This is a genomic window from Mesorhizobium australicum WSM2073, assembly GCF_000230995.2.
Classification (GTDB): Bacteria; Pseudomonadota; Alphaproteobacteria; order Rhizobiales; family Rhizobiaceae; genus Mesorhizobium; species Mesorhizobium australicum.
On record NC_019973.1, the window covers coordinates 1,878,708 to 1,903,354 of the forward strand.

Below are 24,647 nucleotides of genomic sequence, written 5' to 3' on the forward strand. Positions count from 1 at the left end.
ATATGACAGACCTGCTTTCCGGTATCCGCGTCCTCGACCTGACCAATGTGCTCGCCGGGCCGTACTGTGCCTATCAGCTGGCCTTGCTGGGAGCCGACGTGATCAAGGTCGAGGGGCCGCAAGGCGGCGATCTGGCGCGCCAGCTCGGCGGCTCTCCAAAGCTCAACAATGCCGGCATGGGCGCATCCTTTCTGGCCCAGAACGCCGGCAAACGATCGGTCATGCTCGACCTCAAGAAGGACACGGATCGCGGGCGCTTCCTCGACCTGGTCGCCAGCGCCGATGCGCTGGTGGAGAATTTTCGGCCCGGCGTGATGAAACGCCTCGGGCTTGACTACGAGATGCTGAGGGTGGTCCGCCCAGGCCTCGTCTATTGCGCGATATCGGGTTTCGGGCAGAGCGGGCCGATGCGCGACAACCCGGCCTATGACCAGATCATCCAGGGTCTTTCCGGGATCATGAGCATAACCGGCACGCCGGAAACCGCGCCGCTGCGCGTCGGCTATCCCGTCGCCGACACGCTGGGAGGCTTGGTCGGCGCGTTCTCGATCGCCGCGGCGCTGGTCAGGCAGAAGACATCGGGCGAGGGCGCGTTCCTCGACGTGTCGATGCTCGAATGCACGCTTTCCGCGCTTGGCTGGCCTGTTTCCAATTACCTGACGGCAGGGGTCGATCCCAAGCCGATGGGCAATGAGAACATGACGGCGGCTCCCTCCGGCGCCTTCCGCACCGGCGACGGGCTCATCAACATCGCCGCCAACAAGCAGGAGCAGTTCGTGACGCTGTGCCGGCTGATCGGACGGCCGGAACTGGCGTCGGACCCGCGCTTTGCCGAGCGCGAGACCCGCAAGCAGAACCGTGCCGCGCTCAAGGTCGAGATCGAGGATGCTCTGGCAAGCGATCCGGCGGCAATTTGGGAAGAGACGCTCAACCGAGCCGGCGTGCCGGCGGGCCGGGTACTGACGATCCCGCAAGTGCTGACCGAACCACAAGTGCTCGAACGCCAGGTGACGGCTCGTTTCGAGGATGTGGCTGGCATGGATGGGCCGCTGACCGTCCTGCGCGGCGGGTTCATGGTAGACGGTACGGCACCGTTGCCGACGCGGCCGCCGCCTGTGCTGGGCGAGCACATGGACGAGGTGTTCGCCAGCCTGCCGCCGCGCGCCAAGGCAAAGGCCCTGACATGAGCGGCGTGGAGAAGAAAACAGGCCGCGCGCGCGGCGAGGAATGGTGGCAGACCGGCATCATCGAGATGAGCCCCGGTGTGATCCGGCTGCGCGGCTACGAGATCCAGGACCTGATCGGCCGCGTCAGCTTCCCGGCTGTCATCTGGCTGATGCTGCGTGGCGAATTGCCCAGCGAGGACGAGGCGGCACTGCTCGGCATTGCCTTGGGGGCGGCCGTCGACCACGGGCCGCAGGCGCCGTCGATCGCCATCGCCCGCATGGCGGCGACCTGCGGCGTCGGCATCAACAGCGCCATGGCCTCGGCCATCAACGTGCTGGGCGACGTGCATGGTGGCGCCGGCGAGCAGGCGCTTTCCTTCTATGGCGATATTGCCGTGGCGCTCGATGGCGGCACGGGCCTCAACGAAGCGGTTTCGACACGTCTCGACCGGCTCTTCGGGCAGGAGAAGGGCTATGTGCCGGGGCTTGGCCATCGCTTCCATCCTGTCGATCCGCGCGCGCCGCGCCTGCTGGAACTGGTCAGAGATTTTGCCGCGCGTGGCGTGGTCAACGGCCGCTTTGCCGACATTGCCGAGGCGATCGAGGCCGACGTCGCGCGGCGCAAGGGCAAAAAAATCCCGCTCAACATCGATGGCGCCACCGCCGTCATCTATGGCGAACTCGGCTTTCCGCCGCCGCTGACGCGCGGACTCTTCGTGCTGTCGCGTTCCGTCGGCATCCTGGCGCATGCCTGGGAGCAATCTCAGCAGTCCGAGCGCAACAAGGGGCCGCTGCCGCGCGAATGGCTGTGGGCCTATAGCGGCCCGCCGGCACGGCCGCTTCCTGAAGATGAGGGCGCGGACAATTGAGGCTTATGCCTGCTCGAGCGGCGCGGGTCCGGGAAACTTCAAGGTGTTCACCAGCGTCGAGAGATCGGGCTCGTCGATGAGCATCGCGGCGTCGGCCGGCGCCAGCCAGGCCCGCTGCCGCCGCTTGGCTTCCTGCCAATCGGCAAGCTCTTCCGTCACTTCCAGCAGAAACACGACGACGTCGACGCGGACAAAGCGGTTGGCCAAGCGTTTCCAGTAGGAATAGGTGCCCGCCGGCTGCTTCAGCGTCTTGCCGAGCACGCCGGCTTCCTCCAGTGCCTCGATGGTGGCTGCCTTGCGTCCGCTCTTGCCTTTCATCGGCCATCCCTTGGGCACGATGAAGCGTCTCGTGGTTCTCGATGTGACCAGCATCACCTCGATGCCGCCATGCGCGTTCAGCCGGAAGGGGATCGCCGCCACCTGGCGGATCCTTTCGCCTTTACTGGCCAGGCGTACGGCCTTCTTCTTGGTGGCTGCCATCTCGATAATCCAGTCGCTGCAATGCCCCTTAACGTGCTGCGACGCCTTTGCAAAATCCAAACTGCCGCAGGGGCACCTGAAGTGCCCTATCATGTAAGTCGGCTAAATAAAAGAAGCTGCCGTTCGTCAGCGGCAGGTGCTCACGGCGGTGTTGCCGATTATCTGCGTCTGGCAGCTCGGCCTAACCTGCGGCACGACCGGCGGCGGTTGCTGGACGATGATGCGATCCTGGGCACGATACTGCTGTTGCTGCTGCTGAAACTGCTGCCGCTGAACCCGGTTTTGCAAGGCCTGCAGATCGTTCTGCTGGATGACTGTGTTGTTTCTGACCGTGGGATTGAGCACCTGCGCGGAAGCGGGCATCGCAAAGCCGGCGCAAACCGCTCCAGCCAGCACCACCAATCTTGATATCATCGATGAACGACGCGCACACATCCATCTATTCCTGCAAAAAAATCTCATCACACCAGATATATAGGGCTTTTGCCCGACGATGCCATGCGAGAATGCCGATCACCCTCACACCAACCGCGCCCGCTCAAGGGCTGCCACCCGCGCAGGCTGCGTGTTTCCGGCAAGGAAGAAGGGTCGGTTGCAGGTTTCAACTTTTTTCCACCAAGGAGTGGGAGATCGAAGGCCGCTTCGGCGCGGCGGAGAATCTGCTGGCACCCCCTGCATTGCACTTGACGGAGGCGATCGATTCGCCGCTCTATCGGGTCGGCGCCGGCCTCGAGCTGAATTGCGTCGATGGCGTCGGCATGTCCGTCAGGTATAATGGCGCCTTCGGGGAAACGGTCAAACAGAATGCAGTCAGCGCGTCTTTCAAGGTCAGTTTCTAGGCTGGCTCGAGGCGGAGCCGGGCGGGAGAGATCTTGATGAGGAAATACGCGTATTTTGCAGCAGTGCTGGGTGCTGCCTGCATCGCAGGCCTGCCGGCCATGGCGGCGCAAACCAAGGGCGACAAGGTGGCGGCAACGCCGCCCGCCGCAGCTGACGTGCCGAAACTGCCGGGTGGTGCTTCGGCCTTGTCCGAAACCCATGGCGACTGGACGGTCAATTGCCAGATATCGGGCACGAACAAGGTCTGCAGCCTGTCGCACCAGCAGTTCAACAAGCAAAGCAACCAACGGCTTTTGGCGATCGAGCTGTCGAGCAAGACCGGCGAGGATGCGACCGGAACGCTTGCCCTGCCTTTCGGTCTGGCGCTTGCCAAGGGTGTCGCGCTGACCATCGACGATCAGAAGCTCGACGGCAGCCTGCCGTTCAGCACCTGCCAGGTGGTCGGCTGCCTGGTGCCGGTGGCGTTCGATGCCAATGTCACGCCGCTGCTCAAGAACGGCACCACGCTCAAGATCGATGCGTTCGCGGCCGACACGGGGCAAGTCGTAAGCTTTTCCATTCCGCTCAATGGCTTCGGCGGTGCGCTTGCTCGCACGGCGGAGCTTTTGGCCAACTGACGGCTTGGCTCACCGCAAGCGACAGTGTGTTGGCGGCAAACGCTTCCGCCGGCACTTGTCAGACGACGATGGTTTTCAACCGCTCGGCGATGAGCGCGGCAAGCCGTGCCGCCACCTCGTCCTTGGTCATTTCAGGCCATTCCTCGACGCCGGCCTTCGACACGATCCGCACCCGGTTGCGATCACCCCCCATCACGCCTGAAGGACCGATGCCGCTTTGGTGCGACACATCGTTGGCGACGATGAGATCGGCCCCTTTCTTCGTGAGCTTGGCCTCGGCGTTGCGCAACAGATCCTGCGTTTCGGCGGCAAAGCCGACGACCAGGCCTGGTCGATGCTTGTGATGGCCGACACCCGCCAGTATGTCGGGGTTTTCGACCATGCGCAGCACCGGCGGGCCTTCGCCCACGACCTTCTTGATCTTCTCACCGGCTGAATTCTCGGTGCGCCAGTCGGCAACGGCGGCGACGAACACCGCGGCGTCGGCGGGCAGAAGCTGTTCCACAGCGTCGCGCATTTCCTGCGCCCGTTCGACATGGAGGGTCTTCACTCCGGCCGGATCGGCGATGGTGACGGGACCGGAGACGAGGCGCACATCGGCGCCGAGCCTTGCCAATGCCGCGGCGATGGCGTGGCCCTGCTTGCCGGACGAGCGGTTCGCGATATAGCGCACCGGGTCGATTGGCTCGTGCGTCGGGCCCGACGTGACGATGATCTTGCGCCCCGCCAGTGGCCTGGGGCCGGCATCGAGCAGCGCCTCGACCGCGGCGACGATCTCAAGCGGTTCGGCCATGCGGCCTTCGCCGGCCTCATTGCTCTCTGCCATCTCACCCTTGGCAGGGCCGACGAAGGTGATGCCGTCCTTGCCCAAGCTCGCGCGGTTGCGGCGGGTGGCGGGATGCGACCACATCCTGGGGTTCATCGCCGGGGCCATCAGCACCGGCTTGTCGGTGGCGATGAGCACGGTCGAGGCCAGATCGCTGGCATGGCCATTGGCGAGCTTGGCCATCAGGTCGGCGGTGGCGGGCGCCACCACCAGGAGGTCCGCCTCGCGCGACAGCCTGATGTGGCCGACATCGTGCTCGTCATTGCGGTCGAACAGGTCGATGAAGACATGGTCGGCGGAGAGCGCACCGACCGAAAGCGTGGTGACGAACTCCTGCGCCGCCGATGTCATGACGACGCGCACCGCCGCGCCGCGCTCGCGCAGCCGGCGAATGAGATCGAGCGCCTTGTAAGCGGCGATGCCGCCGCCGATTATAAGCAGGATGCGCTTGTTGGAAAGCGTGCCTCGCGGCAAGCTCTTGCCTGCTAATGCTGACGCCGGGGTCGGGGTGCCTTGCGAAGTGGCCAGTTTGTGCAGCGCTTTCTCGATCTGGTCGAGACGGCCAACAGGGCCGACCTGGCCGTTGACGGCGGCCCGGATCATCACCCGCGCCTGTTCTTCCATGGAGCGATCGTTTTCCGCCGCCAGGCGGCGCAGCAACTCCTTGACCTCATCGTCCAGGTTGCGGATCGTGATGCTGGCCATGTGATTGCACTCTACTCATCCTACTTGATGGCGATGATAGCAATGCAATCAAATTGCCGCAAGCAGCTGGCTTGCCGCGATTGCGGGTCTAATGAAGCTTCCAGGCAATGTAGACCAGCGTCAGCGCGATCACCCATAATGCGACACGGCCGGAACGGCTGTAGCGCGCTTCGGCCTTGCCTATGGCGCGGGCGGTCGCCTCATCGAAGCGCAGGCCGTGCTCGGCCATCAGGTCGATCTCTCGCGACAGCCGTTCCGTACGGGCCGCGAGTTCCGGCGCCTGGCGGATCAGCGTCAGTATTGCCTTGCCGCCGTCGCGCGCGTCGGCCAGCAGGCCGCGCGGCCCGAGGTTCCCGGCTATCCAGCCGCCGACCACCGGTTCGGCGGTCTTCCACATGTTGAAAGCCGGATCGAGCGTGCGCGCCACGCCCTCGACAACCACCATGGTCTTCTGCAGCAGGATCAATTCCGGCCGTGTCGCCATGTCGAAGAGTTCGGTCACCTCGAACAGCAGCGTCAGAAGCTTGGCCATCGAAATAGTTTCGGCGGGTTGGCCGTGGATCGGCTCGCCGATGGCGCGGATCGCCTGCGCGAAGGCAGAGACATTGTGCTGGCGCGGCACATAGCCGGCCTCGAAATGGACTTCGGCGACGCGCAGATAGTCGCGTGTGATGAAGCCGTAGAGGATCTCCGCGAGGAAGCGGCGCTCCTTCTTGCCGAGGCGCCCGGCAATGCCGAGATCGACGGCAACGATGGTGCCGTTCGCCTCGACGAACAGATTGCCCGGATGCATGTCGGCGTGGAAGAAGCCGTCGCGCAGCGTATGGCGCAGGAAGGACTGGATGAGGTTGGTGGCGATTGCCTTCAGGTCATGGCCGGCGCTTTGCAGGCCGGCGATGTCGTTCATCTTGACGCCGTCGACCCATTCCATGGTCAGCACGTCGCGGCCGGTGCGTTCCCAGTCCACCGAAGGGACGCGAAAGCCAGGGTCTTCCCTGGTGCTTTGGCCAAGTTCCGAGAGCGCGGCCGCCTCGAGGCGCAGGTCCATCTCGATCCTGGTGGTCTGCGCCAGCGTCTCGGTCACCTCGACCGGCCTCAGCCGGCGCGACGACGGTATGTATTTCTCCTGCAGGCGGGCGGCGAGGAAATAGCTTTCGAGGTCCTGGAAGAAGCGGCGGCGCACGCCCGGCCGGATGACCTTGACCGCTACCTTCCTGGCGACGCCACCATCGACGGTTTCAGCGGCATGGACCTGAGCGATGGAAGCCGCGGCGACCGGGTCGCCGAACTGCTTGTAAAGATCGCCGAGTTTGCGCCCGAGCGAGGCTTCGATGGCGGCCACCGCTTCCGCCGTCGGGAAGGTGTGCATCTTGTCCTGCAGCATGGCGAGATCGAGCGCCATGTCGTTGCCGACGACATCGGGCCGCGTCGCCAGGAACTGACCAAGCTTGACGTAGGATGGGCCGAGCCGGACCACCGCCTTGGCCAGCCGATCGCTGCGCTCATAGGCGAGCGCGCGACGGCGGGTGAACAGCCGCGCCAGCCGCCAGCCGAATTTCGGCAGGCCGGATAGTTCCTCGCCGGGCAAGGCGGCAACGACGCCCTCGCGCACCAGCACCCAACCGGCCCGTACGAGCCGGAACGCCGCGCTGACGGTGCTCATGGCCGCGTCCGCCCTACCGGTTCATCGAACTGGCGCAAGGCTCGTCGCGTGAGGAAGATCGGCGACGGCTTCAAAGCTTCCAGCCCGAATGCAGGGCCGCTATGCCGCCGGAATAGTTGCGGAAGGAGACGCGGTCGAAGCCGGCCCGAGAAATCATCGCCGCGAAGTTTTGCTGATTGGGGAATTTTGCGATCGATTCGACCAGATAGGAATAGGGCTCGCCGTCCCCGGTGACCAACTTGCCGATCCTGGGGATGGCATTGAACGACCAGGCTTCGTAGACCTTGTCGAGGAGCGGCATCTCGACCTCGGAGAACTCCAGGCACAGGATACGGCCGCCGGGCTTCAGCACGCGGAACGCCTCGCCCAGGGCCACGTCGATATGCGGGACATTTCGAATGCCGAACGCGATGGTGTAGGCGTCGAAGCTGGCGTCGGGGAAGGGCAGTTCCTCGGCGTTGGCCTCGACGAAATCGGTGTTGCCGGACAATCCCTTCTTATCGGCCCTGTCGCGCCCGACGGCGAGCATCGAGCCATTGATGTCGAGCACGGTGGCATGGGCATGGCCATGGCTGGCATCGACGATGCGAAAGGCGATGTCGCCGGTACCGCCGGCAACGTCGAGCACGCGCCAGCCCGCGCGCTTGGGCGGATTGAGCCAGGCGACCATGGCATCCTTCCACAGCCGGTGCAGGCCAGCAGACATCAAATCGTTCATCAGGTCGTAGCGGTCAGCGACCTTGTGGAAAACATCGTTGACCAGGGATTGCTTCTCGCCTTTCCCTACACGCTTAAAACCATAGGAGGTTTCCATGCCGCCGGCGGCCGTGGTTCTCTCAACTGACATTTTTTTGATCCGTCATAAAACCGGCGGGACCATAGCCGATCGATGATGCGGGCGCTATTGTTTAAGGCGCGGTGTTCAGCCGCGCTTCCAGGTGGTGGGTTTCAAGACCTGGACTGACCGACGGGATGTTTGAATGCCTCTGAAAGCGGAACTGCACTGCCACATCGAAGGGGCAGCGGCGCCCGATCTCGTCATTCGCCAGGCGCAGAAATACGGCAAGGACACCTCGCCTTATATCCAGAACGGTTCTTTCGTCTGGCACGATTTCACCTCCTTTCTCGCCGCCTATGACTTCTCCGCCGACCTGTTCCGGACCGAGGAGGATTATGCGCGGCTGGCCGACCACTATCTGACCAGCCTGGCCCGCGATGGCGCCATCTACTCCGAGGTGTTCACCTCGCCCGACCACGCGACGAAAGCCGGGCTGTCATCCAAGGCCTACACCGATGCGCTCGGCGAAGGCATGCTGCGCGCCAAGGCAAAGACCGGCATCGAGGGCCGCATGATCGTCACCGGCGTGCGCCATGTCGGTGTCGAGTCGATCGAGCGCGCGGCACGCTTCGCGGCGCGTTGCGGCCATCCGCTGGTTACCGGGTTCGGCGTCGCCGGCGACGAGCGCATGGGCGAGATGGAGGACTATGTCAGGGCTTTCGAGATCGCGCGCGAGGCCGGGCTCGGCATCACCGTCCATGCCGGCGAACTGACGGGCTGGGAAACCGTCCAGGCGGCACTCGACCATATCCGCCCGTCGCGCATCGGCCATGGCGTGCGCGCCATCGAAAACCCCGACCTTGTCCGGCGCATCGCCGACCAGGGTGTCGTGCTGGAATGCTGCCCCGGCTCCAATATCGCGCTCAAGGTGTTCGACAGTTTCGCCGACCATCCCTTTCCCGCCCTGCAGGCGGCCGGCTGCAAGGTGACGCTCAACTCCGACGACCCGCCCTATTTCTGGACCTCGCTGAAGCGCGAATACGATATCGCCGCCGAACATTTCTCGATGAGCGAAAAGGCGCTTGCCGCCGTCACCAGGACCGCCATCGAAGCCGCCTTCGTCGACAGGAAGACCAAGACAGCGCTTCTTGGTCGGTTGGACGCGAAAGTTCGGTGAACAGTGAGTAGTCAGTAGTCGGTAGTGACGGTGCACGCATCGAGCGGTTGAAGGCCGGCGCTTTCACTGACGCAGGGACTCGCAAATCGGCTCACTATTCACTACTCACTGTTCACCACTCACTATTCCGTCGGAGCACATCATGAAGGGCGTCACCGTCGTCGATCATCCGCTTGTCCAGCACAAGCTGACCATCATGCGCAAGAAGGAGACCTCGACGGCCGGCTTCCGGCGGTTGCTGCGTGAGATATCGCTGCTGCTCGGCTATGAGGTCACCCGCAATCTCGAACTGACGACGACAACGATCGAAACGCCTATGGAGACGATGGAGGCTCCGACGCTGGAGGGCAAGAAGCTGGTCTTCGCCTCGGTGCTGCGCGCCGGCAACGGCCTGCTCGAAGGTTTGCTCGACCTGGTGCCGGCGGCCCGCGTCGCCCATGTCGGCCTCTACCGCGATCATGAAACGCTGGAGGCCGTCGAGTATTTCTTCAAGGCGCCGAGCGACCTCGCCGACCGGCTGGTCATCGTCGTCGACCCGATGCTGGCGACAGCCAATTCGGCGATCGCGGCGATCGACAAGTTGAAAGAGCGCGGCGCCACCAACATCCGCTTCCTGTGCCTGCTGGCGGCGCCCGAAGGCATCGAGCGCTTTACCAAGGCGCATCCGGATGTTCCGGTCTTCACCGCGTCCATCGACCGCCAGCTCAACGAGAAGGGCTACATCATGCCCGGCCTTGGCGATGCCGGCGACCGCATGTACGGGACGAAGTAATACCCGAGCAATGTGCTTGGTATTTTTTACCAGGCGTTTACGCAAAGACGTGGTTCCGGCGCGCGTTAAAGCGGCAAACACCATCCGGCGCTAATGATCAGCTCTTCACAAAGGCCGATCCATGCTGCGCAAGCTTCTCATTCTCAGCGTCTTTGCCGGTGCGTCGGCATCGATCCCGGTCGTCTACCAGTCGAATCCGCGAATATTCGAAAACCTGCTGAAATCGGCGGTGACGGCCAAGCCAGCGGCCGAGACGCAACCGGATGTCAGCCTGGCCTCCGTTCCCGACAAGCCGGTAGCGCCGCTGCCGACCGGCCGGAAGGTCGTGGTCGCGGCGGACGGGCGCGGACACTTCTCGTCGACCTTCAGGCTCAACGGCCGTCAAGTCGACGGCATGATCGACACCGGTGCGACGCTGGTCGCGGTCAATATGTCGACGGCACGCCGGATCGGACTGTCGCTCAATCCCTCCGATTTCAGCCACGAAGTCAACACCGCCAACGGCACCATCAAGGCAGCCGTGGTGACGATTGATCGTCTGCAGATCGGCAGCATCAGCGTCGAAGGTGTGCAGGCGATCGTACTCGACGACAGGGCACTGCGCACCAACCTGATCGGCATGAGCTTTCTCAACAGACTCGGCAAATACCAGGCCGAAAACGGCACATTGCTGCTGGTTCAGTAGGTCCACTCAGCCACGCGGCAGAATCCGCCGGATGACCGACTTGTCGGCGGCCGGCTTCGAAGCGCCGATCGCATAGGCTGAAAGCACGGTCGCGGCTGCCGTCTCGGCATCGGACGGTGAGCGGGCGTGGATCAGCGCCAGCGCATCTCCGGCGCGTACTTCCGCGCCTATGGGCAGCAGCCTGGTGATGCCGACCGAGGGGTCGATCCTGTCGTCGGGCCGGGTGCGCCCGCCGCCCAGGCCGACGACCGCGAGACCGATGTCGCGGGTGGCGATGCCAGTGACGAAACCCTCCGACGTCGCCTTCACCGCGATTTCCGTTGCTGCTTCCGACAGATATTTCTCTGGCTTCTCGATGAAATCGGCGGGGCCGCCAAGCACCGTCACCATGCGCGCGAAGGTGGCGGCTGCGCGGCCGCTGGCGAGTGTCTCGGTGGCGCGTCGCATGCCGTCCTGGTTCGACGACACCAGTCCCGCCGACTGCAGCATTTCGGCTGCCAGCGCCAGCGTCACGTCCTCCAGCCGCCGGTCGCGCAGGCGGCCGGTCAGGAAATCGACGGCATTGCGCACCTCGACGGCATTGCCGGCGGCGGAGGCAAGCGGTTCGTTCATGCCGGTGATCAGCGCCGAGACTTTCAGTCCGGCGCCGCTGGCGACCTCGACGAGGCTATTGGCAAGCGCGGTCGCATCTCGGGATTTCTCCATGAAGGCGCCATTGCCGACCTTGACGTCGAGCACCAGCGATTGCAGGCCCGCCGCGAGCTTCTTCGACAGGATCGATGCGGTGATCAGCGGCACGGACTCCACGGTTCCGGTCACGTCGCGGATGGCGTAGAGCCGGCGATCGGCAGGTGCCAGGTCGGCGGTTTGGCCGATGATGGCGCAGCCGGTTTCAAGCACGGCTTTGCGGAACAGCGTGATGTCGGGTTGGCTGATATAGCCGGGAATGGCATCCATCTTGTCCAGCGTGCCGCCGGTATGGCCGAGGCCACGGCCCGAGATCATCGGCACATAGGCACCGCAGGCGGCAACGATCGGCGCCAGCATCAGCGAGACATTGTCGCCGACACCGCCCGTGGAATGCTTGTCGGTGACAGGGCCTGGCAAATCCGACCAGTCGAGCACGTCGCCGGAATCGCGCATGGCCAGCGTCATCGCCACCGCCTCGTCGCGGTTCATGCCGTTGAAGAACACCGCCATGGCAAAGGCCGCGACCTGGCCGTCGGTGACGGTACCCGACGTCACGCCGTCGATGAAGGCGGCGATCTCGTGAGGCGCCAGCCTGTGGCCGTCGCGCTTGTGACGGATGATTTCCTGTGGAAGCATCAGCTCTCCAGCAGCCCGTCACGGAACACGCGCTGCAGCACCGTTGCCAGCCGCGATCCGCCAACCGGCGCCATGTCCTTGGTTTCCTGGTGCGAAAGCTCGGCTCCGGTCATGCCGGCGGCCAAATTGGCGATGACCGAACAGGCAGCGACGCGAAGGCCGAGGAAACGCGCGAGAATCACTTCCGGCACGGTCGACATGCCGACGGCGTTGGCGCCCATGATGCGCGCCATGCGGATTTCGGCCGGCGTCTCGAAGCAGGGGCCCGAGAACCACATGTAGACGCCCTTGTGAAGCGCAGTGCCGGTCGCCTTCGCCGCGCCTTCGATCGCGTCGCGGATGCCGGCATCATAAGCTTCGGTGAGGCCGACGAAACGGCGGTCGCTGGGCTCGCCGATCAGCGGGTTGGTGCCGGAGAAGTTGATATGATCAGTGAGCAGCATCACCGAACCCGGCGGCATATCCGGATCGACCGAGCCGGCCGCGTTGGTGAGGATCAGTTTCGTGATGCCGATGCCGGCGAGCACTTCCAGCACCGGACGCATCGCCGCGGCGTTCCCATGCTCATAGTAGTGGGCGCGGCCGGACAGCATAAGCACGGGAACGCCGGCAAACAGCCCGGCGACCACTTGGCCGGCGTGGCCGCTGACACCGCTCCTGGGAAAGCCGGGCAGGTCGGCATAGGAGACGCGGATCGGATTCTCGATCCGGTCGACCAGGCCGCCCAGGCCCGAACCCAGCACAAGCGCGGTCGACGGCGCCAGGCCGTCCAGCCTTTCGATAAGGTGGTCGACCGTTTTTTGCGTCATATCAGCCAGCTCTTCATTTCAGAATGTCGCCGCGGAAGCCGTAGGGCAGCATGTCGCCCATGGTCACGGTTTCGGCCACCCCAGTGTTGTCGCAGAGATAGAGCTTCGTTTCCGGGCGGCAGAATTCGGCCAGTCGCTGGCGGCAGCCGCCGCAAGGCGAGCATTTGGCCATGCGTTCGGCAAGGACAGCGATTTCAACGATCTTGCCGCCGCCGCCCATGATATAATGGCCAAGCGCGGTGGTCTCGGCGCACCAGCCTTCCGGATAGGAGGCGACCTCGATATTGGCGCCTGTGAAGACGCGTCCGTCCTCAGTGCGTATGGCGGCACCCACCGGGAACTTGGAATAAGGCGCATAAGCCTTAGCCATGGCAGCCTTGGCCGCTTCGAACAGATCATGCGACATTCAGATGTTCTCTCCGATGATCGTGTGCAAACCCGGCGCTCGTCCGCGCCGAACTGTCGACCTTTAGCGTTCCTTGACATAGGGCACGCCGCCGGCGCGCGGCGGGATGGCCTTGCCGATGAAGCCGGCAAGCAGGATGACGGTGAGGATATAGGGCAGGGCCTGCATGAACTGCACCGACACCTTGCCGACAATGGGCAGCGGTGTTCCCTGCAGGCGGATCGACGCCGCGTCGAGGAAGCCGAACAGAAGGCAGGCGAACATGGCGTTGACCGGCTTCCATTTGGCGAAGATCAGCGCGGCCAGCGCGATGTAGCCCTTGCCTGCGGTCATGTCCTTCACGAAGCCGCCATTCTGCACCATCGAAAGATAGGCGCCTGCAAATCCGGTCAGGATGCCCGTGCAGATCAGCGCGCGATAGCGCAGCCAGGCGACCGAGATGCCGGCGGTGTCGACCGCGGCCGGATTCTCGCCGACCGCGCGCAGCCTGAGGCCAAAACGCGTGCGAAACAGCACCCACCAGGTGAACGGCACCATCGCAAAGGCGAAATAGACGAGGATCGAATGGCCGGAGATCAGTTCGGCATAGATCGGACCGATGATCGGCACGCCCCTGATTGCATCGGCGCCGGGCCAGATGATCGCCTCGAATCGTTCGCCCGGTTGCAGCGCCGGCGTGCGGCCACCCTGCTGGAACCATGCCTGGCCGAGAATGATGGTCGATCCAGCGGCGACGAAGTTGATCGCAACGCCCGAAACGATCTGGTTGCCGCGATGGGTGATCGAGGCAAAGCCGTGCACCAAAGCGAAGGCGACAGAGATCAGGATCGCCATGCCGAGACCGATAAGCGCCGAATGGAACACGGAAGCCGCGGCAGCACCCGCGAAGGCGCCGACCAGCATCTTGCCTTCGAGGCCGATGTCGAAAATGCCGGCCCGCTCCGAATAGAGGCCGGCGAGGCAGGCAAGCAGCAGCGGCACCGACAGGCGGATGGTAGAGTCCAGCACCTGGATGATCGCGTTGAAGATATCCATCTCAGGCGCCCTTCCCGTTGACAGCCTGCATGCCCACCGATTTCGGGCTGAACGAGGCGAACAGAGCCTGGATATAGGGCCTGAACATATGCTCCAGCGCGCCGGCGAAGAGGATGACCAATCCTTGAATGATGACGATCATGTCGCGGCTGATTGCCGGCATCTCGAAGGCGAGTTCGGCGCCGCCCTGGTAAAGCATGCCGAACAGGATCGCCGCCAGCACGATGCCGACCGGATGCAGGCGGCCCATCAGCGCCACGGCGATGCCGACGAAACCGGCGCCCGAAACGAAGTCGATCGCGACATTGTGCTGGTCGCCCATCACAGGGTTGAGCGCCATCATGCCGGCCAGCGCGCCCGAGATCATCATCGCTGTGATGATGATGCGCGTTTCCGAAATACCGGCATAGCGGGCCGCCTTCGGGCTGTGGCCATAGGTGCGCATCTCATAGCCGAGCTTGGTGCGCCAGATCAGCAGCCAGACCAGGAAAGCCATCACCAGCGCCAGCAGGAAGCAGATGTTGAGCGGGGCCGAGCGGATCTTGGCGCCGAACAATTCGATGATCCAGTTCAGTTTCGGCAGCTCCGCGCCGGCGAGGAAGTTGCGCGTCTGCGGCGCCTGCGACCCTGCCGGCTTCAGCGGGCCGACCAGCAGGTAGACCATGATCGAGGCGGCGATGAAGTTGAACATGATCGTCGTGATGACGATGTGCGAGCCCCGCTTGGCCTGCAGATAGGCGGGAATCAGGGCCCACAATGCGCCCACGAGCGCCGAAGCGACGATGGCCAGCGGAAATGTCAGCCACCAGGGCAGTGTGCTGTCGAAGGAAAGGCAGACGATGGCGATGCCGAGGCCGGCGATGTAGGCCTGCCCCTCGGTGCCGATGTTGAACAGTCCGCAATGCGCCGCCACCGCCACCGAAAGCCCGGTGAATATGAAGGTCGTGGCGTAGAAGAGGGTGAAGGCGATGCCGGTGCCCTTGCCGAAGGCGCCTTCGACCAGGATGACGGCGGCACGGAAGGGGTTTTCGCCGACCAGCATGACGACGAAGCCAGCGACGATGAAGGCGACCGACAGGTTGATCAGCGGGATCAGCCCGTAGTCGGCCCAGGCCGGCAATTTGGCGTAAGGCGTGCTCATTGCGCCGCCTCCCGATGCTCGACACCGGCCATCAGCAGGCCAAGCTCGCCTTCGGTCGCGTCGGGGCCGCGCTCGCCAACGACCCGGCCGGCAAACATCACCAGGATGCGGTCGGAGAGCGAGCGGATCTCGTCTAGCTCGACCGAGACCACCAGCACCGCCTTGCCCTGGTCGCGCATGGCGATCAGGCGCTTGTGGATGAACTCGATGGCGCCGACGTCGACGCCCCGCGTCGGCTGGCCGACGATCAGCACGCCGGGGTCCTGCTCGATTTCACGCGCGAGCACTATCTTCTGCTGGTTGCCGCCGGAAAAATTGGCCGTCTTCAGGCGCGGATTGCCGGGACGAATGTCGTATTTCTCGATCTTGTCCCTGGCATCGGCCATGATGGCATCGATGTTGAGAAACGGTCCTCTGAGGTAACGGGGATCGTCGTGGTAGCCGAGGATGGAATTCTCGTTCTCCTCGAAGGCCAGCACCAGCCCGACATGGTGGCGGTCTTCCGGTACGTGGGCGAGGCCGCGGTCGCGCAATTCGCCGGGATCGGCCTTGCCGGTGAGATCGATCGGCTTGCCGTCGAGCGTCACGGACCCGGAAACGGCGCGCCTGATGCCGGAAATCGCCTCAAGCAACTCGGATTGCCCGTTGCCGGCGACGCCGGCGATGCCGACGATCTCGCCGGCTCTGATATCGAAGGAGACGTCGTCGACCATGGTGACGCCACGGGAATCCCTGACCGTCAGGTTCTTGACCGCGAGCTTGACGGCACCGGCCTCGGCTTCGCCCTTTTCGACCCTCAAGAGGACACGCCGCCCGACCATCAGTTCGGCCAGTTCCTCGACGGTGGTTTTCCTGGTCTCCCGGGTCGCCACCATCGTGCCCTGACGCATCACCGACACGGTGTCGGTGATGGCCATGATCTCGCGCAGCTTGTGGGTGATCAGCACCACCGTCTTTCCCTGTTCCTTCAACTGCCTGAGGATGCGGAACAGGTGGTCGGCCTCGGCCGGCGTCAAAACGCCCGTCGGCTCGTCGAGGATCAGGATTTCGGCGCCGCGATAAAGCGCCTTCAGGATTTCCACACGCTGCTGCAGGCCGACCGGCAGTTCTTCGATGATCGCATCGGGATCGACGTCCAGCCCGTATTCGCGCTCCAGCCGGTCAAGCTCGGAGCGCGCCTTGGCGATGCTGCTCTTCAGAAGCGCATCGGTTTCGGCGCCGAGGATGATGTTCTCCAGCACCGAGAAATTGTCGACCAGCATGAAATGCTGGTGCACCATGCCGATGCCGAGCGCGATCGCGTCGTTGGGTGTCTTGATCGATGCCGGCTTGCCGCCGACGCGGATCTCGCCGCTGTCGGCCTGGTAGAAACCGTAGAGGATCGACATCAGCGTCGACTTGCCGGCGCCGTTCTCGCCGACGATGCCGTGGATGGTGCCGCGCGCGATCTCCAGATTGATGTCGCGGTTGGCGCGCACCGCGCCGAAACTCTTGTTGATGCCGATCAGTTCGATTGCGGCTTGCGCCATGCAGCCTGTCCCACTCTTATTTTTTTATCGCTTGGTCAAAACGCCTAGCATGGCACTCCGCCCATGCCAATTGTCCGGAGCAGCATCCACTCTCGACAAATCCCCGCGCGCTTGTCAATTTCGAACGTGGCCGAAGCTCTCACATTCGCTACTATGGCGAGGTCGATTTGACGTTGCGGCGCAAGGTGTCGCGGTACAAACTGGGGACTTTGCATGATCATGCCCGCCGACCGGCTGACGACGCTGGAAATCCGCGCCGCGGAGCAGGAGAAGACCATCGAGGAACTGTCGGGCCAGATCGCCGAGCAGTGGAAGGTGATCGAACGCATGCAGCGCAAGCTTGATGCGCTGACAGACCGCTTCCTGGCGCTTGAAGAGCAGGCGGCACCGGATGTGCCGGTGACCAAGCCGCCACACTGGTGAGGAGAGGGGGAGGGCACGGATCATGGCCGGTGAGAGCGATCGTATCGCAAGGGCCGGCGACTATGTGCTGGGCCTGATGAACGATGCCGAGCGCGAGCGGGCCGAGCGCGATCTCGAGATCGACCCTGCGTTCCGCGACGCGGTGGTGCAGCTGGCCGAGCGCATGCATGTCTTCGATCGCGCCGAAAAACCAGCCGGCGTCAATCATTGGGAACTGGTTACGCAGCGACTCGCCGAATTGCCGCAGATGCGAGGCGTTGGCTTGGGCGGCAACGATGCCAAGTCGCCGACAGTGATCCGAAGCCTGTCCCGACAGCCGTACGGCGTTGGCGTGCATTCGCTCGGCGGTAGGCGTGGACTTGTCGTCATGGCCGGGCTGATTGCGGCCTTCGCGCTCGGCTATCTCCTGGGCACATTGTGATCGAGCCGGCGCGACATCAGCATCATCGTTTCGCCGTCCTGTTCGCACAGCTCGATCGCGTCCCAGCCGAGCGCCACGTAGAACTCGCGCGCTTGCCAAGTGTAGAGGTAGAGCGTCTCGACGCCGGCTGACGCTGCATGCGCTTCGATCGCCTTGACCAGCGCGGTGCCGGTTCCCTTGCCTCGATGGCCGGCATCGACGACAAGCCCGGCCAGCCACGGTGTCAGATCATGCGCCGGTTCCAGTTCGTGGCGGACCAGCAGGCAGGTGCCTATCGGCACATCGTTCACAGGGGCAACCAGAGCCTTTTCGAGGCCGTCGCTGGTCAGCAGGTTGCGGAGCCCTGCCGCATCCTCTTCCAGCGTCCTTCCCGTGCCCTCGAAGAAGGCGGCAATCCGCAGTCGCGCGACGACTTCGATGTCATGCCCGCGCATGGGTTCGATCGTTGGCTGCATTCCTCGCTCCACGCCATTTGCGAGCTTCGTTCGATCGGCAAAAGCAAAACCGCCGGGCTTTCGCCCAGCGGTTGCAGATCATGGCCGTACGCTGCCGCCGATCAATAGGGGCAGGCGTTGTCGGCTGTGTAGTCGTGCACCTTGACCGTGCCGGCGATGATGTCGGCCTTGGCTTTTTCGACGGCCGCCTTCATTTCGTCGGTCACCAGTGCCTTGTTGTTGTCGTCCATGGCGTAGTCGACGCCGCCTTCCTTGAGGCCGAGATTCTCGACACCACCCTTGAAGGTGCCGTTCTTGCCATCCATGAAGGCGGTGTAGACGGCAACGTCGACGCGCTTCAGCATCGAGGTCAGCACCTTGCCGGGCTGCAGGCCGTTCTGGTTGGAATCGACGCCGATGCCGAGCTTGCCGGCATCGGCCGCCGCCTGCAGCACACCGACGCCGGTGCCGCCGGCGGCCGCGTAAACCACGTCGGCGCCCTGGTCGATCTGCGTCTTGGCGATCTCGCCACCCTTGGCCGGATCGTTCCACGCCGCCGGCGTATCGCCAGTCATGTTCTGGATGACGTCGGTCGCGCCAGCGGACTTGGCGCCGCCGACATAGCCGCATTCGAACTTGCGGATCAGCGGGATGTCCATGCCGCCGACGAAGGCAACCTTCTTCGACTTCGACGCCATCGCGGCCATGATGCCGACGAGATAGGAGCCTTCATTCTCCTTGAACACCAGCGAGCGGACATTGGGCAGGTCGACCGCATCGTCGATGATGGCGAAGTTGAGGTCCGGGTATTCGGCCGCGACCTTCTTCAGCGCATCCTCCCAGGCAAAGCCTGCCATGACGATCGGGTTGTGGCCGTCCTCGGCGAAGCGGCGCAGCGCCTGCTCGCGCTGCGAGGCGTTGGACACTTCGAACTCGACATAGGCGACGCCGGTCTCGGTCTTGAATTTTTCGGCGCCATGGTAGGCAGCCTCATTGAAGGATTTGTCGAACTTGCCGCCCAGATCATAGAGGATGGCCGGCTGGACATCCGCGGCGAAAGCCGGAAGAACCATTGCGGTTGCGGCCAGAAGGCCGAGAACGATACGTTTCATGTGATCCACACCCTGTCGGTTATTTTTTCCGTTGCACACCGCCTGCAGCCCGGTTCTCCGGCAAGCAAACGACGTTAGCCAGGAGTGTATTGCCCTCCCGCTCCCGGGCAATCTGGCACGGCCCGAAACAAAATTCACGCGGAATTTTGACCTTTTGGAAAAGCGTGCCACGGGCAAGCCACGCCGCGATCCGATCTTGCGTGCAGCTTTCAGCAGCCGGCCGGAATGGTGCGGGAGATGGGTTCAGTTCGCGGCGAACTGTCCCGTGCGCCGCTGCCGCCGATAGCCGATGGCGTACAGCAGGAAGGCCAGCACCGCGAAGACGGCAAAGCCCGGCTGGTTGAGCACCCAGGCGATGACTGTGTCCCACAGCAGCGGACTGGCCTTGGCGCGGACGAAGGTTTCGAAGGCGGCCCGCGTGTCCGGCGAGACGGCCAGCCAACTGGCGTTGAGCGGGGTCAGCACAAGGGCCGAAGCCGCCACCGTGCGCGTCGTGTCGAGCACCGCCATGATGACGGAAACCGATAGCGCGACCATGGCCGCAAGACGAAAGACGAAGCGAAACATCAAGGCTCTCCCCCGGTTCCCCCTGGACGCTGACCAGAAGACCGCCGGCACATGTCCGAAACAGAAATAGAATGCGTGCGGTTCAGCTGCAATCGCGATACGCGAATTTAAGGCCCGCGCTTTTCTGGGCCCTATGCGACCGGCTCGCGCCTGGGGCGGTGAACGAGCCAGACGGCAAGAATGCCTCCGGCAATGGCGCCGACCACCAGCCCGGCCAATCCGATGAAGGCGGCAAAGTAGCCGCAGCCGCCCTCGAAGCAACTGACCTCGGCGACATCGGCGATCACCGAGCCAGCCAGGAAGCCGCCAACCACGCCAATGATCGCGCCCAGGACGATGCCGAGCAAGGCAGCCACGATGGAAACGAAGACCGACGGCGCTTCGATCAGCGACCTGGCATAGACGCCCTCGGCGCCGGACCCACGGCGCAGCAGATAGATGCAGAGCAGGCCGATGGCGATTTCGACGCCGCCGATAAGCAGGCTCCTGGCGGAAAAGACGAAATCGGGCACGGCGAGCACATAGGCCTGCCTCGCCAGCACCCAGGCGATGGTCGCCACCTGCCAGATGATGAACTGGCGCGGGAAGCGCGCCGAGCGGCCAAAGGCAAGGCCGAGCAAATAAAGCCCCCACAGGATGGTGATGATGTCGACGGCAAGCCCGCCAAGGAGGAAATAGAAAATCCTGTCCGGCAGGCCGGAATTGCCGGTCAGCCACCAGGCGGAGGCCAGGCCGTAGACCGACCACGCCATGACGAAGATGAGCCAGCCCACCGGCACGTAGGACAGCCCGCTGTCCGGGCGCCCGATTGGCGCCTGCCCCGGCATCCCGCCGCCCGGTTGTTCACTGCCTGATGTCATGCCCGGACGATGCCCCCCCGCAAAGCCTCCGTTTCACTCGACAGGTGGCCCGCGACGAAGTCAAGCGCGGCCGGCCTTGCGGGCTCGCCTGTGCACATCATTCGGGGCGTCGGCACCTCGAAACGGATGCCGCGGCGGCCTCGCGAAGCGCTGTGTGGCCGGCAAAGCGAATAGACTGTCGTTATGGCTTGGCATTCGGCGCGGGATCGACTAGATGAGCCCCGCGCCTGTTGCTTTGACGGCTCAGGTGCCGGGGAGAGGTGTCCGCTGGTTGGCGGCACCCATAGCGCGGAAATCGCTACTCCTCCCTGAAGGGACTGCATTGTCCCCAACCCGCGCGGCGAAACCGGCCGTCGCGAAAAATGCAAGGACGGAGAGGTGGCCGAGTGGTTGAAGGCGCACGCCTGGAAAGTGTGTTTACGGGAGACCGTAACGCGGGTTCGAATCCCGCTCTCTCCGCCAGCTTGCTAAATCGCCACTAACGTAGTGAAAAATGGACGCTTTCAAGAGAGCGTTCTCGCTGCGGTGCCCCACAACGGTGCCCCAATAGTCGAGCCTGCGCCCAGAAGAGTTAGCTATCGTTCCGACTCAAGGTTATGGGTGGGAATCAGATGTCGGCGCTCTCCAAGCGAGGGGCAGGCAACCTCTTCGGCACGAACACCGGGAACCTTTTTTGTGAGATTTCTGGCCCCAAGCCCGATTTTTAGGTTCGCTTGCGCGTGATGGACCAGGTATTCGGCCTGACGGTTTATGATGGCAAGGGTACGGGGGGAAAGCTTGCAGAAGCCCCTGCGAGATGGGGCTCAAATAGGCGACCCCCAAATTAAGACCGGGGTCCGGCTTTTTGTGGCTGCATGTTCACTTGCTGTTCCACAGCGCTATCGCTTCGCAAAGCTGATCCAATCGCGCCGTCAAATCTAAGTGCCCACTCATGTCTCCGGCTTCGAGTTGTGCGACTGCGCTGTGTGCAATGGCGATCTTGTCGCCTCCAAAAGACTTTAGCTCGGGCAGCGCGACGATATCGTCGTAGGAATCCGCTTTCACCGCCTCTCCCGCCAATTTGTCGAGGACTTTCGGCGGAATGTAGTTTTCAACCTCCCGGCCCTCAGTGATCCAGACGTACCCTCCCAAAGCCTCAAACTCCTGCTTCAGGCGAAGCTTCGTGTGGTTGAGGTGCATGCGAGGTTTTCGAGCCTTCTTGCCTTCTGAAGCTGGCTTACCGCGGTGGCGGTCACTGTCAATCAACAGCGCTGCATTTCGGTTCAAAGCGAGAAGGGAGATAAGTTTGTCGCCCTCACCTGGGGCTAGACCGTGCAGATGCGAAAGGAGCTTGCCTCCATAAAACATGACCGAGTAATGAACGCCTTCCTTAAGACGATCACCGGTATTTAGAGCGATCCATTTATTGATGTAAATTCTATCAGATGGCCCTTCTACCCAGACTACCCCGTTAGCCTGCAGTATGTCGGAGGCGCGAATATCCAAATCATCCAATATTTCTCGTCCGTTTCCATATCCAATTGCAACTCTAGCGGACGCAGATACCCCATCATGCTTTATGTGAATTATTTGGGTGTCACTACGCTTCGTAGACCAGTCAATGCCTATCGGTGAATGAGTGGAAATTATCAACGAAAATTTTCTCTCCTCTCGCTGCCTTGCAAGGAAATTCAGGAGTCTGCGCAGCAGGGCAGGGTGAAGGTTATTTTCTGGTTCCTCTAAAGATAATAATACCTTCGACCAATCAACATTGTCGATTTTTGGAAGTAGACGCAGCGTCGCTAGGATAATGAAGATCGACTTCAGGCTGCTTCCCGATTGAGATAGCCTTATGTCTCCTTTCGAATCCTCCCTCAGAAAAATCTCCCACACCCCACCTTTATTTTCACGACAGGTGATAGCTGTAAATAAACAGTCTCCAAGATATATTTCATTCAACTCACGGAGGAGCTCAATCTCAACCTCGTTCCGAGGAAGGTCGTCGCTGTTTATGAAAGCTCTAACAAGGTTAGTCAAACCGACACCGTTGGGAGATATCGTCCTTTCCCCTGCTCTCGGTTCAGGTCTAACATCGCGCTCGGCAGCAACTTGTACTAATCGAATGTTTTCGAAGGGAAAACCCAATGTCTGTGCTAAATTCTGGCGGAAATTGCTTGGAACCGCTATCAAGTCTCGGTCGGTACGCGGTATTTCCGCGAAGTCTGCTTTCCAGTCTGGCCCGTACCAAATCACCCCCCGCTTGGACAGCAGGCGCTTTCCGTAGTGCCAATGATTTCCAGGTAGGGAACCTCCACTGGTAGATTCCTGAAAAATACGCCTTAGAGCCGGTTCTGTAACTTCCCGCTCAATAAGGACGGAGAAGGGTCTTCCGGAGACGTCGTGATCAGCGCCGACGTACTTTTCACCTCTGGAGATGCACACATTAATAGCGTCAACGAGAGATGACTTGCCGCTGTTATTTCTGCCGATGATTACGTTTATCGGGCGGAAGCTAATTGGATCGAACGCCTCACGACCGAAACTTTTGAAATTCCTAATGGAGAACGCAATACCATCTAATGGGTGTTCCAACTCACCGCCCCCAAGCGTTTTCGGTATCCTAAGGGCGTCATCGGTGTCCGACAATCTATTTGGTCGGCAACTTCACGGCCTGCACAAGGGTCCTCTTCGCCTTCTCCGGGGCCTGGCTAGGACCTTCTCAGCTGCGGCAATTGCACCCTTGAGGCGGCACACGATAGGCCACTTGCGGGCGTCTGCGTCCTTTAGGTCGGCAGCGTGGAGAGGGTAGGTGAGCTTGCCTCGCCCGATTAGATCACGAACCTTCGCTGGAACCCTAACGCGGACCCGCCACCGCTGTCCGTGCCATTCGGAGGAGAGTGTCCCGCTCTCTCCGCCAGCTTCCCTTTTCAGCAGGCGCTTCTGGGTGCAGCCTAGCATACTAGCATCTCGACTATCGAACCTTGATCCGTCTTCTCGCCGGTCCGACGGAGCAGCAGCCATGGCCGGTGGATCAGGATGCAAGATTTCCGGCGCACTCACGCGTGCGTTCCGCAAACGGTCCTGTTTGCTCCGGAACCTCCTAGCTCGCGATGCGTTACCCGGCGTCTCATCATAGATCCCCGCCAGGATTTTCTCCGAGAACCGCGTCCAATCAGGAGCCCGCTTCATGCATGACAAGCTGTTTCATTCGCCCGTCGCACTGACCGTCGGTCTCGGCTTCAAGCGCGAAATCGCCTCGCTGGCCGAAATGCACGATTTCCTGACCAACTGGACGACCTCCCGACGTGGTCCGCTTTATCGCAATGCCGTCGAGGCGTGCGGCCTGGCCCTGGAAGGCTGCATCACGAGGGACCAGGCGCGCCATGCGCTTGTTGAATTCGCGGAAGCCACCGGTATTCTCTGGCCCGAGATCGAGCCCGTCATCGTGGCGCGGGCCGTCGCACGCGGCCATGGCGGCTACGCCGCCTGATCGTTCGAGCTGTCATTGCGATGGCCAGTTCGTACGGCCGTCCCCTGAAAGCCCGGCTTGGCCCTCCGAGCCGGGCTTTCCATTCCATCTTGCGGAGGGGCCGCGGTCAATCGCACCAGCTTGACGAGATGACGAGCGATGCTTCGAAGACATGGCGCCCGCTCTCGTCGCGCACCTTCACGGTGATGGCCGTTCGGTCGTTTTCGATCATCTCGTCGCGAATGATGTCGGGCAGGATGAGGATTGCCTCGCGCCGCAGACGCTCGCGCGTGTCGAACACCTGACCATGGTCGTCCACCGTCAGGCCATCGCCATTGTAAAGGTCGAGAAAGTATCTGGGCATGATGCGGCCGGATCTCGAGCTGATGAATTTCCCAAAAGAGACTTGATCGACAATTCGCGGGCTAAGCCATTGTTCCATCAGAGATGATCTTCGCCGGCGAATAAGCGCCTTCTAACAAATGTTAATGCCCGCCAGCGCCCGACGACCTAGTGCTTCGGCAGCCGCCCCTTGCTTCGACAGAACAGTTGGCGATC

27 protein-coding genes and 1 tRNA gene are annotated in these 24,647 nt (G+C 62.6%); 11 read left to right on the plus strand and 17 right to left on the minus strand.

The genetic code is table 11. From position 1 onward, the window contains the following. The first annotated feature begins 2 nt into the window (after positions 1-2). Positions 3-1,187 carry a CaiB/BaiF CoA transferase family protein gene (locus MESAU_RS09015; protein ID WP_015315739.1) on the plus strand — a complete coding sequence of 395 codons (1,185 nt, stop codon included), beginning with the start codon at positions 3-5 and terminating at the stop codon, positions 1,185-1,187. After that, positions 1,184-2,035, plus strand: coding sequence for a citryl-CoA lyase (locus MESAU_RS09020; RefSeq protein ID WP_015315740.1), 852 nt, complete (start codon positions 1,184-1,186; stop codon positions 2,033-2,035). Before MESAU_RS09015 ends, MESAU_RS09020 begins: the two co-directional genes overlap by 4 nt. 3 nt (positions 2,036-2,038) lie before the next feature. On the opposite strand, the gene MESAU_RS09025 is transcribed toward MESAU_RS09020, so the two are convergent. Then, on the minus strand, positions 2,039-2,515 hold the full coding sequence (locus MESAU_RS09025; protein ID WP_015315741.1) for an NUDIX hydrolase: 477 nt from the start codon (positions 2,513-2,515) through the stop codon (positions 2,039-2,041). Between the two features lie 126 nt (positions 2,516-2,641). After that, positions 2,642-2,950: a hypothetical protein gene (locus tag MESAU_RS09030; RefSeq protein WP_015315742.1), complete on the minus strand. Its 309-nt coding sequence runs from the start codon at positions 2,948-2,950 to the stop codon at positions 2,642-2,644. Positions 2,951-3,021: 71 nt separating this feature from the next. Here MESAU_RS09030 and MESAU_RS31085 point away from each other — a divergent pair, with 71 nt between their 5' ends. Then, entirely contained in the window at positions 3,022-3,354 is a 333-nt protein-coding gene (locus MESAU_RS31085) for a hypothetical protein (protein ID WP_015315743.1), read from the plus strand. 36 nt (positions 3,355-3,390) lie between these two features. Further along, a complete protein-coding gene (locus MESAU_RS09035; protein WP_015315744.1) occupies positions 3,391-3,972 on the plus strand; it encodes an invasion associated locus B family protein in 582 nt (193 codons plus the stop codon). A gap of 58 nt (positions 3,973-4,030) precedes the next feature. Here MESAU_RS09035 and coaBC read toward each other — a convergent pair whose 3' ends face one another. From coaBC to ubiE, 3 genes are all read right to left on the minus strand, one after another. After that, positions 4,031-5,503: a bifunctional phosphopantothenoylcysteine decarboxylase/phosphopantothenate--cysteine ligase CoaBC gene (gene coaBC, locus MESAU_RS09040; protein WP_015315745.1), complete on the minus strand. Its 1,473-nt coding sequence runs from the start codon at positions 5,501-5,503 to the stop codon at positions 4,031-4,033. Between the two features lie 88 nt (positions 5,504-5,591). Further along, a complete protein-coding gene (gene ubiB / locus MESAU_RS09045) occupies positions 5,592-7,166 on the minus strand; it encodes a 2-polyprenylphenol 6-hydroxylase (protein ID WP_015315746.1) in 1,575 nt (524 codons plus the stop codon). A gap of 70 nt (positions 7,167-7,236) precedes the next feature. Beyond that, positions 7,237-8,013, minus strand: coding sequence for a bifunctional demethylmenaquinone methyltransferase/2-methoxy-6-polyprenyl-1,4-benzoquinol methylase UbiE (ubiE, locus tag MESAU_RS09050; protein WP_015315747.1), 777 nt, complete (start codon positions 8,011-8,013; stop codon positions 7,237-7,239). A gap of 133 nt (positions 8,014-8,146) precedes the next feature. On the opposite strand from ubiE, the gene MESAU_RS09055 reads away from it, so the two are divergent. The 3 genes from MESAU_RS09055 to MESAU_RS09065 all read left to right on the plus strand — a co-directional run bounded on the left by MESAU_RS09055 (position 8,147) and on the right by MESAU_RS09065 (position 10,578). After that, on the plus strand, positions 8,147-9,121 hold the full coding sequence (locus tag MESAU_RS09055) for an adenosine deaminase (protein ID WP_015315748.1): 975 nt from the start codon (positions 8,147-8,149) through the stop codon (positions 9,119-9,121). Positions 9,122-9,263: 142 nt separating this feature from the next. Beyond that, positions 9,264-9,893, plus strand: coding sequence for a uracil phosphoribosyltransferase (upp, locus tag MESAU_RS09060; protein WP_015315749.1), 630 nt, complete (start codon positions 9,264-9,266; stop codon positions 9,891-9,893). A 121-nt stretch (positions 9,894-10,014) separates the two neighbouring features. After that, positions 10,015-10,578: a TIGR02281 family clan AA aspartic protease gene (locus MESAU_RS09065; protein WP_015315750.1), complete on the plus strand. Its 564-nt coding sequence runs from the start codon at positions 10,015-10,017 to the stop codon at positions 10,576-10,578. A 6-nt stretch (positions 10,579-10,584) separates the two neighbouring features. Here MESAU_RS09065 and deoA read toward each other — a convergent pair whose 3' ends face one another. From deoA to MESAU_RS09095, 6 genes are all read right to left on the minus strand, one after another. Beyond that, on the minus strand, positions 10,585-11,904 hold the full coding sequence (deoA, locus tag MESAU_RS09070) for a thymidine phosphorylase (RefSeq protein WP_015315751.1): 1,320 nt from the start codon (positions 11,902-11,904) through the stop codon (positions 10,585-10,587). Beyond that, positions 11,904-12,713: a purine-nucleoside phosphorylase gene (locus tag MESAU_RS09075; RefSeq protein WP_015315752.1), complete on the minus strand. Its 810-nt coding sequence runs from the start codon at positions 12,711-12,713 to the stop codon at positions 11,904-11,906. Before MESAU_RS09075 ends, deoA begins: the two co-directional genes overlap by 1 nt. Before the next feature lie 13 nt (positions 12,714-12,726). Beyond that, a complete protein-coding gene (cdd, locus tag MESAU_RS09080) occupies positions 12,727-13,119 on the minus strand; it encodes a cytidine deaminase (RefSeq protein WP_015315753.1) in 393 nt (130 codons plus the stop codon). 63 nt (positions 13,120-13,182) lie between these two features. After that, complete coding sequence (locus tag MESAU_RS09085; protein ID WP_015315754.1) at positions 13,183-14,154, minus strand: ABC transporter permease; 972 nt, start codon at positions 14,152-14,154, stop codon at positions 13,183-13,185. A gap of 1 nt (position 14,155) precedes the next feature. Then, positions 14,156-15,295 (minus strand): ABC transporter permease, encoded by a 1,140-nt coding sequence (locus tag MESAU_RS09090; protein WP_015315755.1) that lies wholly within the window; start codon positions 15,293-15,295, stop codon positions 14,156-14,158. Beyond that, positions 15,292-16,824: an ABC transporter ATP-binding protein gene (locus MESAU_RS09095; RefSeq protein WP_015315756.1), complete on the minus strand. Its 1,533-nt coding sequence runs from the start codon at positions 16,822-16,824 to the stop codon at positions 15,292-15,294. Before MESAU_RS09095 ends, MESAU_RS09090 begins: the two co-directional genes overlap by 4 nt. A gap of 216 nt (positions 16,825-17,040) precedes the next feature. Between MESAU_RS09095 and MESAU_RS09100 the strand changes: the two genes are divergently transcribed. Continuing rightward, positions 17,041-17,247: a SlyX family protein gene (locus MESAU_RS09100; protein ID WP_123151274.1), complete on the plus strand. Its 207-nt coding sequence runs from the start codon at positions 17,041-17,043 to the stop codon at positions 17,245-17,247. 22 nt (positions 17,248-17,269) lie between these two features. Continuing rightward, positions 17,270-17,668, plus strand: a complete 399-nt coding sequence (locus MESAU_RS09105) for a hypothetical protein (protein ID WP_015315757.1) — start codon at positions 17,270-17,272, stop codon at positions 17,666-17,668. On the opposite strand, the gene MESAU_RS09110 is transcribed toward MESAU_RS09105, so the two are convergent. The 4 genes from MESAU_RS09110 to MESAU_RS09125 all read right to left on the minus strand — a co-directional run bounded on the left by MESAU_RS09110 (position 17,647) and on the right by MESAU_RS09125 (position 20,641). Further along, positions 17,647-18,123, minus strand: a complete 477-nt coding sequence (locus MESAU_RS09110; protein ID WP_015315758.1) for a GNAT family N-acetyltransferase — start codon at positions 18,121-18,123, stop codon at positions 17,647-17,649. The two genes, MESAU_RS09105 and MESAU_RS09110, sit on opposite strands and share 22 nt — an antisense overlap. Before the next feature lie 101 nt (positions 18,124-18,224). Continuing rightward, positions 18,225-19,214, minus strand: coding sequence for a BMP family lipoprotein (locus tag MESAU_RS09115; protein WP_015315759.1), 990 nt, complete (start codon positions 19,212-19,214; stop codon positions 18,225-18,227). A 243-nt stretch (positions 19,215-19,457) separates the two neighbouring features. Continuing rightward, positions 19,458-19,781, minus strand: coding sequence for a hypothetical protein (locus MESAU_RS09120; protein WP_015315760.1), 324 nt, complete (start codon positions 19,779-19,781; stop codon positions 19,458-19,460). Positions 19,782-19,912: 131 nt separating this feature from the next. Beyond that, a complete protein-coding gene (locus tag MESAU_RS09125; protein ID WP_041163322.1) occupies positions 19,913-20,641 on the minus strand; it encodes a hypothetical protein in 729 nt (242 codons plus the stop codon). Positions 20,642-21,013: 372 nt separating this feature from the next. Here MESAU_RS09125 and MESAU_RS09130 point away from each other — a divergent pair. Continuing rightward, positions 21,014-21,103: transfer RNA gene (locus tag MESAU_RS09130), tRNA-Ser, on the plus strand. Between the two features lie 396 nt (positions 21,104-21,499). Here the strand turns inward: MESAU_RS09130 and MESAU_RS09135 are convergent. After that, complete coding sequence (locus MESAU_RS09135; protein ID WP_157163626.1) at positions 21,500-23,266, minus strand: ATP-dependent nuclease; 1,767 nt, start codon at positions 23,264-23,266, stop codon at positions 21,500-21,502. Positions 23,267-23,807: 541 nt separating this feature from the next. Between MESAU_RS09135 and MESAU_RS09140 the strand changes: the two genes are divergently transcribed. After that, positions 23,808-24,110 (plus strand): DUF982 domain-containing protein, encoded by a 303-nt coding sequence (locus tag MESAU_RS09140; protein WP_015315762.1) that lies wholly within the window; start codon positions 23,808-23,810, stop codon positions 24,108-24,110. A 106-nt stretch (positions 24,111-24,216) separates the two neighbouring features. Here MESAU_RS09140 and MESAU_RS09145 read toward each other — a convergent pair whose 3' ends face one another. Beyond that, a complete protein-coding gene (locus tag MESAU_RS09145; RefSeq protein ID WP_015315763.1) occupies positions 24,217-24,453 on the minus strand; it encodes a DUF6894 family protein in 237 nt (78 codons plus the stop codon). Positions 24,454-24,647 lie beyond the last annotated feature (194 nt).

Coding starts and splice junctions, on each gene's coding strand:
- MESAU_RS31085 (WP_015315743.1), top strand. CDS start 3,022: ATGCCGATCACCCTCACACCAACCGCGCCCGCTCAAGGGCTGCCACCC.
- MESAU_RS09120 (WP_015315760.1), bottom strand. CDS start 19,781: ATGTTTCGCTTCGTCTTTCGTCTTGCGGCCATGGTCGCGCTATCGGTT.
- MESAU_RS09110 (WP_015315758.1), bottom strand. CDS start 18,123: ATGCAGCCAACGATCGAACCCATGCGCGGGCATGACATCGAAGTCGTC.
- MESAU_RS09090 (WP_015315755.1), bottom strand. CDS start 15,295: ATGAGCACGCCTTACGCCAAATTGCCGGCCTGGGCCGACTACGGGCTG.
- cdd (WP_015315753.1), bottom strand. CDS start 13,119: ATGTCGCATGATCTGTTCGAAGCGGCCAAGGCTGCCATGGCTAAGGCT.
- MESAU_RS09020 (WP_015315740.1), top strand. CDS start 1,184: ATGAGCGGCGTGGAGAAGAAAACAGGCCGCGCGCGCGGCGAGGAATGG.
- MESAU_RS09075 (WP_015315752.1), bottom strand. CDS start 12,713: ATGACGCAAAAAACGGTCGACCACCTTATCGAAAGGCTGGACGGCCTG.
- MESAU_RS09140 (WP_015315762.1), top strand. CDS start 23,808: ATGCATGACAAGCTGTTTCATTCGCCCGTCGCACTGACCGTCGGTCTC.
- MESAU_RS09115 (WP_015315759.1), bottom strand. CDS start 19,214: ATGAAACGTATCGTTCTCGGCCTTCTGGCCGCAACCGCAATGGTTCTT.
- MESAU_RS09025 (WP_015315741.1), bottom strand. CDS start 2,515: ATGGCAGCCACCAAGAAGAAGGCCGTACGCCTGGCCAGTAAAGGCGAA.
- coaBC (WP_015315745.1), bottom strand. CDS start 5,503: ATGGCCAGCATCACGATCCGCAACCTGGACGATGAGGTCAAGGAGTTG.
- deoA (WP_015315751.1), bottom strand. CDS start 11,904: ATGCTTCCACAGGAAATCATCCGTCACAAGCGCGACGGCCACAGGCTG.
- ubiB (WP_015315746.1), bottom strand. CDS start 7,166: ATGAGCACCGTCAGCGCGGCGTTCCGGCTCGTACGGGCCGGTTGGGTG.
- MESAU_RS09055 (WP_015315748.1), top strand. CDS start 8,147: ATGCCTCTGAAAGCGGAACTGCACTGCCACATCGAAGGGGCAGCGGCG.
- MESAU_RS09065 (WP_015315750.1), top strand. CDS start 10,015: ATGCTGCGCAAGCTTCTCATTCTCAGCGTCTTTGCCGGTGCGTCGGCA.
- MESAU_RS09145 (WP_015315763.1), bottom strand. CDS start 24,453: ATGCCCAGATACTTTCTCGACCTTTACAATGGCGATGGCCTGACGGTG.
- MESAU_RS09125 (WP_041163322.1), bottom strand. CDS start 20,641: ATGACATCAGGCAGTGAACAACCGGGCGGCGGGATGCCGGGGCAGGCG.
- ubiE (WP_015315747.1), bottom strand. CDS start 8,013: ATGTCAGTTGAGAGAACCACGGCCGCCGGCGGCATGGAAACCTCCTAT.
- MESAU_RS09015 (WP_015315739.1), top strand. CDS start 3: ATGACAGACCTGCTTTCCGGTATCCGCGTCCTCGACCTGACCAATGTG.
- MESAU_RS09085 (WP_015315754.1), bottom strand. CDS start 14,154: ATGGATATCTTCAACGCGATCATCCAGGTGCTGGACTCTACCATCCGC.
- MESAU_RS09105 (WP_015315757.1), top strand. CDS start 17,270: ATGGCCGGTGAGAGCGATCGTATCGCAAGGGCCGGCGACTATGTGCTG.
- MESAU_RS09030 (WP_015315742.1), bottom strand. CDS start 2,950: ATGTGTGCGCGTCGTTCATCGATGATATCAAGATTGGTGGTGCTGGCT.
- MESAU_RS09035 (WP_015315744.1), top strand. CDS start 3,391: ATGAGGAAATACGCGTATTTTGCAGCAGTGCTGGGTGCTGCCTGCATC.
- MESAU_RS09095 (WP_015315756.1), bottom strand. CDS start 16,824: ATGGCGCAAGCCGCAATCGAACTGATCGGCATCAACAAGAGTTTCGGC.
- upp (WP_015315749.1), top strand. CDS start 9,264: ATGAAGGGCGTCACCGTCGTCGATCATCCGCTTGTCCAGCACAAGCTG.